Annotated in this window: 14 protein-coding genes and 1 riboswitch; of the genes, 6 read left to right on the top strand and 8 right to left on the bottom strand. The window is 36.8% G+C overall.

What is annotated here, in order from left to right:
* Positions 1–82 precede the first annotated feature (82 nt).
* The 5 genes from NSQ74_RS16180 to NSQ74_RS16200 all read left to right on the top strand — a co-directional run bounded on the left by NSQ74_RS16180 (position 83) and on the right by NSQ74_RS16200 (position 4598).
* Positions 83–418, top strand: coding sequence for a DUF485 domain-containing protein (locus NSQ74_RS16180; protein WP_340824669.1), 336 nt, complete (start codon positions 83–85; stop codon positions 416–418).
* Positions 419–1972 carry a solute symporter family protein gene (locus NSQ74_RS16185; RefSeq protein WP_340824671.1) on the top strand — a complete coding sequence of 518 codons (1554 nt, stop codon included), beginning with the start codon at positions 419–421 and terminating at the stop codon, positions 1970–1972. It begins immediately after the preceding gene.
* 460 nt (positions 1973–2432) lie between these two features.
* A complete protein-coding gene (locus tag NSQ74_RS16190) occupies positions 2433–2771 on the top strand; it encodes a DUF485 domain-containing protein (protein ID WP_340824673.1) in 339 nt (112 codons plus the stop codon).
* Positions 2768–4312 (top strand): solute symporter family protein, encoded by a 1545-nt coding sequence (locus NSQ74_RS16195; RefSeq protein WP_340824675.1) that lies wholly within the window; start codon positions 2768–2770, stop codon positions 4310–4312. Before NSQ74_RS16190 ends, NSQ74_RS16195 begins: the two co-directional genes overlap by 4 nt.
* A 97-nt stretch (positions 4313–4409) precedes the next feature.
* The gene (locus NSQ74_RS16200) at positions 4410–4598 is read left to right on the top strand and encodes a hypothetical protein (RefSeq protein ID WP_340824676.1); all 189 of its coding nucleotides are present in this window, start codon (positions 4410–4412) and stop codon (positions 4596–4598) included.
* A 23-nt stretch (positions 4599–4621) separates the two neighbouring features.
* On the opposite strand, the gene NSQ74_RS16205 is transcribed toward NSQ74_RS16200, so the two are convergent.
* Genes NSQ74_RS16205 through NSQ74_RS16225 form a run of 5 tightly spaced genes read right to left on the bottom strand, consistent with a single transcriptional unit; the run spans position 4622 to position 8144 of the window.
* Positions 4622–5371 (bottom strand): TatD family hydrolase, encoded by a 750-nt coding sequence (locus NSQ74_RS16205; protein ID WP_340826481.1) that lies wholly within the window; start codon positions 5369–5371, stop codon positions 4622–4624.
* A complete protein-coding gene (locus NSQ74_RS16210) occupies positions 5361–6110 on the bottom strand; it encodes an ABC transporter ATP-binding protein (RefSeq protein ID WP_340824677.1) in 750 nt (249 codons plus the stop codon). The genes NSQ74_RS16205 and NSQ74_RS16210 overlap by 11 nt, the downstream gene beginning before the upstream one ends.
* Positions 6085–6858 (bottom strand): ABC transporter permease, encoded by a 774-nt coding sequence (locus NSQ74_RS16215; protein WP_340824679.1) that lies wholly within the window; start codon positions 6856–6858, stop codon positions 6085–6087. Before NSQ74_RS16215 ends, NSQ74_RS16210 begins: the two co-directional genes overlap by 26 nt.
* Entirely contained in the window at positions 6855–7148 is a 294-nt protein-coding gene (locus tag NSQ74_RS16220; protein WP_340824680.1) for a thiamine-binding protein, read from the bottom strand. The genes NSQ74_RS16215 and NSQ74_RS16220 overlap by 4 nt, the downstream gene beginning before the upstream one ends.
* On the bottom strand, positions 7149–8144 hold the full coding sequence (locus NSQ74_RS16225; RefSeq protein WP_340824681.1) for an ABC transporter substrate-binding protein: 996 nt from the start codon (positions 8142–8144) through the stop codon (positions 7149–7151). It lies immediately after the preceding gene.
* A gap of 194 nt (positions 8145–8338) precedes the next feature.
* A riboswitch (TPP riboswitch) is annotated at positions 8339–8450 on the bottom strand.
* Between the two features lie 339 nt (positions 8451–8789).
* Between NSQ74_RS16225 and NSQ74_RS16230 the strand changes: the two genes are divergently transcribed.
* A complete protein-coding gene (locus NSQ74_RS16230; RefSeq protein WP_340824682.1) occupies positions 8790–9233 on the top strand; it encodes a hypothetical protein in 444 nt (147 codons plus the stop codon).
* A gap of 338 nt (positions 9234–9571) precedes the next feature.
* Here NSQ74_RS16230 and NSQ74_RS16235 read toward each other — a convergent pair whose 3' ends face one another.
* The 3 genes from NSQ74_RS16235 to NSQ74_RS16245 form a co-directional block, all read right to left on the bottom strand.
* On the bottom strand, positions 9572–10465 hold the full coding sequence (locus NSQ74_RS16235; RefSeq protein ID WP_340824683.1) for an SDR family oxidoreductase: 894 nt from the start codon (positions 10463–10465) through the stop codon (positions 9572–9574).
* A 404-nt stretch (positions 10466–10869) separates the two neighbouring features.
* Entirely contained in the window at positions 10870–11796 is a 927-nt protein-coding gene (locus NSQ74_RS16240; RefSeq protein ID WP_340824685.1) for an alpha/beta hydrolase, read from the bottom strand.
* 601 nt (positions 11797–12397) lie between these two features.
* Positions 12398–12547 (bottom strand): hypothetical protein, encoded by a 150-nt coding sequence (locus NSQ74_RS16245; protein WP_340824686.1) that lies wholly within the window; start codon positions 12545–12547, stop codon positions 12398–12400.
* Positions 12548–12737: the final 190 nt, after the last annotated feature.

Below are 12737 nucleotides of genomic sequence, written 5' to 3' on the forward strand. Positions count from 1 at the left end.
CATAAAATAAGTGAATATAACGACGAACAACAGAGAAATATGTCGTTTAAAACAGAAATATATAACTTTAGGGGGAATAATAATGGCTAACATTACTGGGAACAAAAACGTGCAATCAGTTGACTATAATGCAATTGAAGCTATGGAATCGTTCAACATTTTCGTGAAAAAGAAAAATACCTTCCTTTTCTCGATTACAGCAGGGTTTTTATTACTTTATATTCTATTGCCTATCCTTGCATTTCAGCCTGTACTACAACAAAAAATTATTGGCAGTATAACGGGCGTTTGGATCTACTCAGCAGGACTTTTCATCATGACAATTGTTCTTTGTACAGTATATGTAAAAAAAGCTGCTTCATTCGATAAAGCTGCTGCTGCAGTTCTTGCAGAGTATCAAGCGAAAGGTGGAAAATAAATGAATTTAGTATCAGTAGGTTTCTTTTTAGGAATCGTAGGTTTAACATTAATCGTTACGTATATTGCAGCGAAACGCACTTCTTCTGCAAGCGATTTCTATACAGCAGGCGGTGGTCTGAAAGGATGGCAAAATGGTTTTGCAATTGCCGGTGATTACTTATCAGCAGCAGCATTTCTAGGCGTTTCTGGTGCTATTGCATTAACTGGTTTTGATGGCTTCTTTTTCTCTGTAGGTTATGTCGTTGCAAATTTAGTTCTATTATATGTAATAGCTGAACCAATGCGTAATCTAGGACGCTATACGTTGGCAGATATGTTAACAGCTCGCTTTAATGAAAAGCGTATTCGTGGTGTAGCTGCTACTGGAACAATTATTATCGTTATTCTCTATATGATTGCGCAATTAGTCGGTGCTGGAGCACTTATTAAGTTATTATTTGGCATTGAGTACTGGGTTGCGGTGCTAATCGTAGGAGTTATGATGACAACTTATGTATTGTTTGGTGGTATGACGGCGACTTCTTGGGTACAAATTATTAAAGCTGGACTTTTACTATTTGGGACAGGTCTATTAGCAACACTTGTACTAATGAAATTTGATTTCTCATTAGTAAAGATGTTTGATACTATCTCTGCCGATCATGGCGATAAATTTTTAGTACCAGGTATGAAATACTCTAGCTCAATTGACTCTGTATCGATGATGATGGCACTTGTCTTAGGTACGTCAGGTTTGCCACATATATTAATGCGCTTCTTTACTGTGAAAGATGCGAAAACAGCTCGTTCTTCTATTTCTTGGACAACTTGGATTACCGCTATTTTCTTCTCGTTAACAATTTTCTTAGGCTTTGGTGCAATGCACTTTGTCGGTCTTGATAAAATCATCGCAGAAAGCAAGGCTGGTAATACTGCTGCTCCACTATTAGCTGAATTCCTTGGTGGTGATGTATTAATGTCATTCATCTGCGCTGTCGCTTTTGCGACAATTTTAGCGGTAGTCTCTGGTTTAGTATTAACAGGTGCATCTGCTATTTCTCATGATATATATGGTGAGATCATTAAAAACGGTAAATTAACTGAGAAACAACAAGTTGTAGCTGCTCGTACAGGCTCTATTTCTATTGCCATTGTTTCTATTATTCTTGCATTATTTGCTCAAAGCTTAAATGTTTCATTCTTAGTATCTTTTGCATTCTGTATCGGAGCTTCTGCTAACTTACCAGTTATTTTATACACAATTTACTGGAAAAAGTTCAATTCAACTGGTGCAGTTACTGCAATGGTAACAGGTTTAGTTTCCTGCTTAGTTTTAGGCGCAATGGGTCCGAATGTTTGGAGTCCAATAGAAGGCGCTGCACTCTTTGTTGGAAATCCATTAGTGCCACTGGCAGTTCCTGCGATTATTACGATTCCGTTAGGCTTTATTGCTGGTTACTTAGGTACAGTTCTTTCTGCAAGTAAAGTGTCTCAAGCTGAAGCAGATCGTATTTACAAAGAAATTCGTGTGAAAGCGAATACAGGTGTATCAGTTTCAGATATTTCTCATTAATAGACTTTTATCGTAATCAAACATCAATTATTAATAAAAAAACTCGACTTCGGTCGGGTTTTTTTATTTTTTTACTATAAAAATTCAAACATTTTACTTATTGAACAATACTATTTATTTTCCAAATTTAAGAAAATATCCATTTTCCACTAGAGAAATAGTGTTTATTTTTTCTGGAAAAAACGCATTTTTTCTCGGTTATTACATCCTCATTTTTGTCAAGAAGCTAGTAATATCCTAACTTCGTTGATTTATCTGAATATTCTAAAACCCTTTAATTTCTAGGCTTTGTCATGTATTTTCTGTTTCAAGACTATTTTTAAAGAAATTTTTTTTCCATAATTTTTCTGAAATGTATTGCAATTTTGTGAACTGTCTCATAAAATTAAGATGTGAATTCACAAAAGTAGCAAAATTCAGTATTTAAGCAGTAAAAATAAACACAAAATGGGGAATGTTTATGGCGAACAATCAAGCAAGCAAAAGCATTGTAATTGATTATGATGCAATTGCAAAACAAGAATCGTTTAAAGCACTTGTAAAAAAGAAGAACGCATTTCTTTGGTCAATCACTGTATTCTTCTTAGCAGCTTACCTGTTGCTTCCGATTCTTACATCTTACACAACAATCCTACACCAAAAAGCTTTTGGGGAAGTTACTTGGGTATGGATTTACGCAGCAGGATTATTCATTATGACTTGGTGCTTATGTCACTTATATGTCGCGAAAGCAAATAGCTATGACAAAGAAGCAAAAGCAATTATCGCTGAATATGAAAACGGAGGTGGCCGCCTATGAGCCCAATAGCAATATTCTTCTTCGTAGCAATCGTTGGTCTTACATTAATTATTACATGGTGGGCATCTAAACGTACTTCTTCTGCGACTGACTTTTACACTGCAGGTGGCGGTTTAACTGGCTGGCAAAATGGACTAGCAATCGCTGGTGACTACTTATCAGCAGCTTCTTTCCTAGGTATCGCTGGTGCAGTTGCATTATTCGGATTTGATGGATTCTTCTTCTCTATCGGTTATTTAGTAGCTTACTTAGTGGTTCTTTATATTGTAGCTGAGCCATTACGTAACCTTGGTAAATTTACATTAGCTGACATGATTACAGCACGTTTTAACAGTTCAAAAGTTCGTGGTACAGCAGCATTAAGTACAATTACAATTGTTTTATTCTACATGATTGCACAACTAGTTGGTGCAGGCGCACTTATTCAATTACTTCTAGGAATCGACTATTGGGTTGCAGTATTAATCGTAGGTGTTATGATGACGACTTACGTTTTATTCGGTGGTATGACTGCAACTTCTTGGGTACAAATTATTAAAGCTTGTCTATTAATGTTAGGTACAGTCATTATTTCGTTTTTAGTGTTAAAAGAGTTCGGCTTCAGTATTACAAATATGTTCTCAGAAATGACTACTGCTACTGAAAGCGGTGCTGCATACTTAAATCCTGGTCTTAAGTATACAAACGGTATTGATACAATTTCGATGTTAATCGCACTTGTATTAGGTACTGCGGGTCTTCCACATATTTTAATGCGTTTCTTCACTGTAAAAGACGCAAAAACAGCTCGTTCTTCAGTAATTTGGGCTACTTGGATCGTAGGTATTTTCTATGTATTAACGATCTTCTTAGGATTCGGTGCAGCTGCATTCGTTGGTAAAGATAAAATTATTGCTGCTAACGCGGCTGGTAACATGGCTGCTCCACTTCTTGCAGAAGCACTTGGTGGCGACATTCTATTCTCATTCGTTTGTGCGGTAGCATTCGCAACAATCTTAGCGGTAGTAGCAGGTCTTGTACTTTCTGGTGCATCTGCCCTATCACATGATATTTATGGTCAAATCATTAAAAAAGGTAAAATTACAGAAAAAGAGCAAGTACTTGCTGCTCGTATCGGTTCTATTACTATCTCTATAGTATCAATCCTTCTTGCTCTTGGTGCACAAACGCTAAACGTTGCGTTCTTAGTATCACTAGCATTCTGTATTGCAGGTTCTGCAAACTTACCAGTAATTATTTACACAATTTATTGGAAACGCTTTAATACTACTGGTGCAGTGACAGCGATGTTAACAGGTTTAATTTCTGCTTTAGTACTTGTAGCTGTATCACCAAACATTTGGAATCCAGTTGAAGGAAAAGCAATCTTCGTTGGTGAACCGTTAATTATGTTAACGAATCCAGCACTTATCTCTGTTCCACTTGGTTTCCTAGGTGGATTCATCGGAACTTTACTTTCTAAAGAATCTGATGATGCGAAATACCGCGAAGTTGATGTTAAAGCAAACACTGGTATTTCAGTGCAAGACGTATCTCACTAATATTATGACTAAAAACCTCGTAGGCATTGGCTTACGAGGTTTTACTTTTCTCTCCTTTTTCGGTAATATATTGGTAATATTATATGGAGGTATTATCATGGCACAATCTAAGGCTAAAAAGAAGCGTTTGCATTTAAAACGTACACAAGGTAAAGACGTTGAGAAAAAGCGTCAAACTTCCCCTTTCAGTACACATGAGCGCGTTACTAAAACGAAGCGTGCTACATTAGAACAAAATAGAACAAAGCATAGGAAACAGCCACATGTAGACGATTCGTCGTACTAGATGTGGCTGTTTTTGTCGTGTCTTTATAAATTATAAAATAACTTCGTATTTCGTGTTACAATTTTTGCCGCTTCTTGTGTTGTTAAGCCTTTAATAGTTGCAATAACTTCAATGGTTTTAGACATCATATACGGCGAAGTACGAGCTTTGTCAAATGGTCCTTCAAAAGGCCAAGGACCATCCGTTTCAACCATCATGAGTTCCAATGGATATCTTTTAATCAATGCTTGAATTTCTGCTTCATAAACACAATCAGGTGTAATTGAAATATAATAGCCATTATGTATCATGCGCACAATCGCCTCTTCGCTTCCCTTAAACCAATGAAAATGTGCTTTCGTCACACCATGTTGCTCAAGTAAATCACATGCGATTAAAGCGTCTTCGTAAACAGCATGTAACACAATCGGTTTGTGAAGCTCTTTAGCCAATTTAATAAATTGTTCTAATAAATGTATATAAGGCTGCTCATCAATCTTCTGAGCTTGTCTGCGATAATAAGGTAACCCGACCTCTCCAACTGCAATCATCTCATTAGCATGAAGCCGTATCCAATCAAATAAAGCTTGTCTGTCTTCGTCACTTGGTAAAGATTGTTCAGGATGAAAACCATATGCTGCCTTAACCTTATCGTATGATGTCGTTAACTTCAGCGTTTTTTTACTCGATTGCAAGTCCATACTCACCGCAATGACATATTGTGCTTCTTCAAGTAGCAGAGGCACTTCTTCTTCCTTATACTGATCTAAATGGATATGTGCATCAATCAACATATGCATCGTCCTTTTCTTCTTTTAAGTAATGGAAAAGTTGTTGTTTTAATTGTGTAAATTGCGCACTATGGCGAATTTCCTCAGATCGTGGTCGTGCAAACGGAACAATTATTTCCTCCTTAATAGTAGCTGGACGTTTTGTTAAAACAATAATGCGATCTGCTAAAAATAACGCCTCTTCGATACTATGTGTAACAAACAGGATAGATTTTTTATGTTCCTCCCAAATCGATAACAGCCATGCTTGCATTTCTAATCTTGTAAACTCATCAAGCGCTGAAAACGGCTCATCTAAGCATAAAATTGGTTTCTCACTGACGATGGCTCGCAGAAATGATACACGTTGCTGCATGCCTCCTGATAAAGCATGAGGATAAGCATTTTCAAAAGAAGATAGGCCAACCTTTTCTAACCATTTTCTTGCAAGCTCTATATTAGGTCGATGCTGCAATTCTTCTACAATTGTGACATTTTCCAAAATTGTCCGCCACGGTAATAAGCAGGGTTGCTGTGGCATGTAACCAATAGTGCCTGTTTTTTGCTGAATGTCGTCTCCATTTAACAAAATAGCACCATGATTCAAAGGCGTTATACCTCCTATTAATTGAAAGAGAGTGCTTTTACCACTACCAGAGGGACCAATGATTGCCACAAATTCTCCTTCCTTTACTGTAAAGGATAAGTTTTTAACTACTTCAAGCGAGCCAAAGGATTTAGATATGTCTTGAATGTTCAGCATGTGATCCCCTCCCCTTTACAACTAGCTTTTCAACAAAACGAATAACGCCAAACAACAATAAACTTAACAATACAATCGCAAATATCGCCACAAATACACGATCCGTCCGAAACGATGATTGGGCAAGTGTCATATAAACACCAATCCCCTTTTTCGCACCAAGCCATTCCGCGATGACAGCCCCCATTACACTATATGTCGCTGCAATTTTTATACCAGAAAATATAGACGGATAGGCAAATGGCCATTCTAACTTCCAAAATGTTTGACCTTTTGTAGCACCTATCATTGCAAAATAATGCTTAAGCTCAGATGACGTTTGACGAAATCCATCCATTGCCGCAATAACGATAGGAAAAAAGCAAACGAGACAAATAATAATCAGCTTCGGTAACAGCCCAAAACCAAACCAAATAATTAATAAAGGTGCAAGGACAAGCACAGGCACATTTTGTGACACAATTAAAATCGGATACACAAATGCCCGTACCGTCGCTGAACGGTGTAATAATATCGCAACACTCAAGCCGAAAAATATACCAATAGCAAGGCCAAGTACCGCTAGCTGTATAGTAGCGAACACATGGGGCATGAACGTTTTATAAGAGTGAACACCCTCAGTAACGATGGCACTCGGCGCTGGTAATAGCCAATGTGGGATGTCAGCCAAACGGATAACGACTTCCCAAATAACTAACAGGAAGGCGATAAAAATAATCGACCTTCCTTTCGTTACTACTTGTTTCATCCTCGATACTTCTCCGTCAACGTCCCCATTGTAATGCCAGTTGGTTGATATAAAATTTTCACTTGCGTAATAACATTAATAGCACCCAATTCAATCATTTTTTTATTCATCTCTTCTATAATTTGGAGTAAGGTAGACAGTTCACCTTCCATTGTCGTTTCTAGTGGTTGCACTTCATAGCGCACACCTGAAGCATCAATGATCGCAATCGCCGCATCAACGAATGGAATCACATCCTCGTATTTTTCTGTTTTAGGTATAATTTGTACACTAATTAATGAATTAGCCATTTATTTTGCCCCTTTCTTTGGTAAGAAATCATTTGTAAAAGCTTGATCTGCATGAAATTCGCCTTCTAATACGTTGTTCTTTGTCATCCAGTCCGCATAGTTTTCCCAAACTGCTAATTTTTGTTCGCCCCATTGCGCTGCATCATCTTGATATTTGTTTGCTAACCATTCCTGACTTTTATGCACAAGTGCTTTATCTAAATCAGGTACCGCTTCAAGCAATATATCCGCTGCTTCACTAGGATGCTCAATGGCATACTCATAACCTTTTGTAGTAGCTGCAACAAATGCCTTTACCACATCAGGATTATCCTTAATCATCTTTTCATTCGTTGCAAGTACAGGTGTATAATAATCAAGTTGCTCACTATAGTCTGTTAAATACTGCATATTTAATTTTTCTCCACGAAGCTCCGCCTCAATACCTGTCCAAGCATAATAGATCCAAGCAAAATCAATATCCTTCTGCATCATTGTGAAAAAGTCTAAGTCTCCTGCATTCACGATATCTAATTTCTTTATATCAGCATTTTCTTTTTGCATTAGAGATTGTAAAACAGCTTGTTCTATTGGGCTTCCCCAACCACCATACGTTTTGTCTTCGTAATCTTTTGGTGATGTAATGCCTTTTGAAGCATCTGATGCAAAGCCAGATGTATTATGCTGAATAATTGCTGCAATCGATACAAGAGGCACGTCTTGAACACGTGCTTGCGTTATACCTTCCTGGTAGCTAACGCCAAACTGAGCTTTGCCTGATGCAACAAGTTGATCTGCCCCCGCATCACCAGGTAATATAATGTCTACGTCTAAGCCTTGCTCCTCAAAGTAGCCGAGCTTTTTCGCAACATAAAGTCCTGTATGATTTGTATTAGGTGTCCAGTCCAGTACAACGGATACCTTTTTCAATGTGCTTGTTTCCTCTTTGTCCTCTTTTTCGCTACAACCAACTAATGTTAATAATGCAGCAACAAGAACGAAAAACCACTTTTTCATGCTGTGTCCTCCAAGTCTAGTAGTTTGAAAGTGTTCACGATTGAATGTTTTCACCAGAAAAGGTATTCTTAGGCCATTTGCATCGCTTCTAATAGATTACTCCTAGTTTTAGGCGGAATAATGAATCCTAAACAAAAAAACGCCTAGGAGTTATCCCAGACGTTTGCAAACGGTATCAAAAAATAGTATACGAATATTTTTGAATAGATGTTCCCTACGCTGGTACGAGCCAAATCAGGTTCAAAGGGTCAGCATCTAAACGGACGCAATCTCAGCTGGCAACTTCCAGCCCCCCTACATTCTTAACTTATGAACTTTTCGTTGATTATTATACCCATATCTATCGTAAAATGACAAGCTAGTATTTTCGTAATTGATAAAAATGAGCTTCTATTGGACTATACAAGTATTCTGCAACATGACTTTTGCAAATAGAATATGCATGGAATTTGGAACATCAAAAATTCTTCAATACGAAACAGTTAATCTTTTGCAAAACCAACAAGTTAAAAAAGAGTTATTCTCCATACAACACGATATAACTTCCATCGCCCTTTGAAAAGATAGTTGCTATGTGTCATTTAGTTATAATTGAAATTAAACTAATTATAGAAAACATTTTTTCTTCGTGATTTTTGAGAGTTTGTGCTTTATTCAAAGTGTCAGGAGTGGAAAAAGCTTTTAAAAATTACCGTAGTATTTCTTGTTTTACTCGGAGCAGCTGGCTATGCTGTATGGCATTTAGGGACAAATATCGCTTCCGAAAAAATAATTGAAAAAGTGGAATCTAATTTAGATGACGAAAATTTTGAAGAAGTTAAATCTTATATCGAGAACGATTCGAAGGTTCAAGAAATTGTAAGCGAGGCAGCAACTACAAATCCGGATACACTTCCGTTCCAAACTAAGGAAGAAGCGACACGTGTGTTAATTAAAAAAGTGGGCGTTAATCGTTTACTTGAAATTCAGGAACAAGCGCAAAACGGTTCAATTAATAAGGATGAAGTATTATCCGAAATTGAAGGAAAACTGTCTGAAGATGAAATTTCTGCTTTAAAATACGTTTTATATAAGGAATTAAATAAATAAAACTAGCCATTTAAAGTATTACATGAAAATAACAGAGAGGCTAAGATTCATATAACGATTTTTAATCACGCGACAGCCTCTCAGCATGTCGACTGTATGTGGCAACACATTGGTGCTGATCGGTATAATTAAAAGACTCGATTCCTATTTAATGGAATCGAGTCCTTTTTTCTTATCATTCTTCTACTGTTGAAGCATCTAGTTGTCTCCTACAGTTAAAACGCAAAACATCAACTGTAGGACATTATCTATTATGTTTTCCCATGCAGTCTTAAAGGAGAAATCAGTGAAACATCACTGATTTCGATGGAGTTTTTCTATTTGTCACATACTTAAGATTACAAGTCTATCGGCTTGCCACCTGTCACCCCATAAATCTGACCGGTAATATAACTTCCTTCATCAGACGCCAGAAGAACATACACCGGCGCAAGCTCTACTGGCTGTCCCGCACGACCGAGTGGCGTATTTTGGCCAAACGCAGGAATTTCTCCTTCCAATTTTCCATTATCCAACTGCAATGGCGTCCAAATTGGACCTGGCGCGACACCATTGACACGCACACCCTTAGAAGCAAAGTACGAGGACAGGGATACCATAAAGTTGCTTATCGCACCTTTTGTAGCGGCATAATCCATTAAAGATGAGGATGGATCGAAAGATTGAACCGATGTAGTGGTAATAATCGCACTTCCTGGTTCCAGATGTTCTTCGGCAGCTTTTACGGACTCAAACATGCTGATAATGTTTACTTTGAAAGTGTCTTGCACTTGTTTGATTGTTAAGTCACTTAAGGATGGCTGTGCGATTTGTTGCGCAGCATTCAATACTAGCAGGTCCAATCCGCCAAAAGCTTCCACTGTTTTTGTAACAATCTCTGTCGCTGTACCATCTTCCCGCAAGTCATACGGTAGCAGCAATGCTTTTCCTCCAGCTTTTTCTATTAACTCTTTAACTTCGTTGGCATCCTTCTCTTCACCAGGGAAGAATTGGATCGCCACATTTGCTCCTTCGCGTGCATAGGCAATGGCGACGGCACGGCCAATCCCAGAATCGCCTCCGGTAATCAAGGCATTGCGCCCTTCCAGGCGATTGTATCCTTTATATGATTCTTCACCGCAGTCAGGTTTAGGTTTCATTTCATTCTGTAGCGCTGGAGTATCCTGTTCTTGATCCGGGAATTTTTCCGTATGAAATTTCTTACGTGGGTCGGTTAGATGTGAGTTTCCCATCAAAAATCATCTCCTATTTTGTTTAATTAGTAAATCGCAAGGATAAAAAAGTTCCACAAGGCTTTTTCGAGCTTGCACTAACTTTATCCTGTTACATATTTTGAATACCCCGTGGTATTTACTTTAAACAGCTTCAGATTTATTACCTACTTGAAACCCACCTATTAACTATGAAATACGGTGATTCACATCATTCCCAAAAACTCTACAAATACCTCTATTACATAAATATCCAATAATGGTTTTAGAACTTATTCAAGTATATTGCCCTTTAATGAAAAAGAGCGCTGATTCTTGTAATCGCGCTCGAATGTTGAATATTAAGTTTGTGATTTCTACCTACTGCCTGCTAACCTGTCACTATTTAAATATAAAACAACTGTTCCATGACTAAAAGAAAACACTTAGTTACTAATTATATTAATAATTTTCTGTTGTGCATCTTTGGCTTCAGGGGTTGGCATAACAACAAACACATGAATCATTTGAGGATAAACAAAAGTATTGATTTCAATTCCTTGTTCTGTTAGTTTTTCATCAAATATCATGCCATCTGGATATAAAGCCTCGTGTGTTCCAATAAAATGAGTGATCTTCCCAAGTCCTTTAAAGTCACCGTAAATTGGGCTAATTAATGGGTCAGTTACACTTTTATCAGCTGCCCATATCTTTGTAATTACTTCCATTCCTTCACGAGCTAACAGAGGATCCTTTTCATCATATTCAGGTATAAGAGGATTGCCCAAACTCATATCAACACATGCAGATAATAAAATAATATCTTTCGGTTGAGGTAGATTTTCCATCTTTAAAAGATGGGCTAGACCAAGTGAGATATTTCCGCCAGCCGAATCGCCCATGATAGTCAATTGATTAATACTTTCAACAGTTTCAAGAATTTCTTTATATAGGTTGAGGATTTTCGGATAGGTATCCTTATAGTTAAAATGAGGTACTTTAGGATAAATAGGAGCAATAATTTTTGCATCTAAAGATTGTGCCATATTATCCATGAACAACCAGTGTAAATTTAAAGGTTGACTCGTCCAAGCACCTCCGTGTATATAAAAAATAACTTTTTGTTTCGAGGACTTTTGGTCATTTAATGTGAAGACTTGCATGCCCTCGAATGTTCGCTCCTGCACATCACTTAAAAATGTAACATCATCCCCAATAATATAGGGCTTAGTATTTTCAGTTCCCCTTTGTTTAAGGAAATTTTCGGTGTTTTCAATACTAGAAAAACTTTTTTTATTACCTTGCAAAGTTATCCATTTTTCAAATTGAATACTTTCTTCAGAACGTTCTCCATTATAAATTTCTACACTCATTTTTATTTCTCTCCTTTAAACTTTTTATTGTTTTCATCCTGTTTCATAACACGAAATGATTTGAGATCACCATGTTTTCTTTATCTGAAGTCTTTGTTGGATCGAAGGTCTTGTGTAGATGGTATTCAATTCAATGGCCCATTAGTTGAAGTTTCATTACCCATCTTGTCAATGTAATTGTATCACACCTTTTTTACTAATTATTGGACTTTATTACAAATTATCAGACTTTATTACATATGATTAATTTTTATTTATTATCTACAGAAATACCTATACAAAATAACGTTCCCCGATGAAAGTTTGGAGCACATGAAAAAGCCACGAATGTTGTATATCAACGTTTCGTGGCTTTACTTTGTTTATAGAAGTTTTTATGCACATTCTCCAAAAGTCAGTCATAGCAATGCTTTCGTTGTATTTGGAACGATGTTGCACTATCGACGGTTATACATATTTCTGAATGTTGTAAATCCGCATTTTTTGACGATATCCCTACTATAGGTTTTAGTTTATAGAATAAAACTTAAATCCTTTTTCGAAAAGACTTCAAGCGCCGTTTACCTAAAATAGATTAAGTCTCCCTATGTTTTCATTTCTATTATTTTTCTGTTTGATCTTGCTTCTTTTTTAAATACTCTGCACGTATTTTTTCAATTTGCTGCTTTTTATCAAATTTGGTAGGCTTGTTTTTTTCATGATACTTTGCCACAGCTACCTTACCTTTAGTATCCAATTGATATTTCCCCACTTTGTTCACCTACTTTTCTTATCCTTAAAGAAGAATCTATTCACCAAATATAATATACCTTATTTTACTGAAGTAAACCTTATTAGTGTACTATAAACCTTGCATATATCCGTAAAAACATTCAAAACTTCGTAAAGTGATTTATTGCCGAATGGTCATTTATAATCCTTATCTTTACAACATTGATTTT

The sequence above is a fragment of the Lysinibacillus sp. FSL W8-0992 genome (genome assembly GCF_038008685.1).
GTDB lineage: Bacteria > Bacillota > Bacilli > Bacillales_A > Planococcaceae > Lysinibacillus.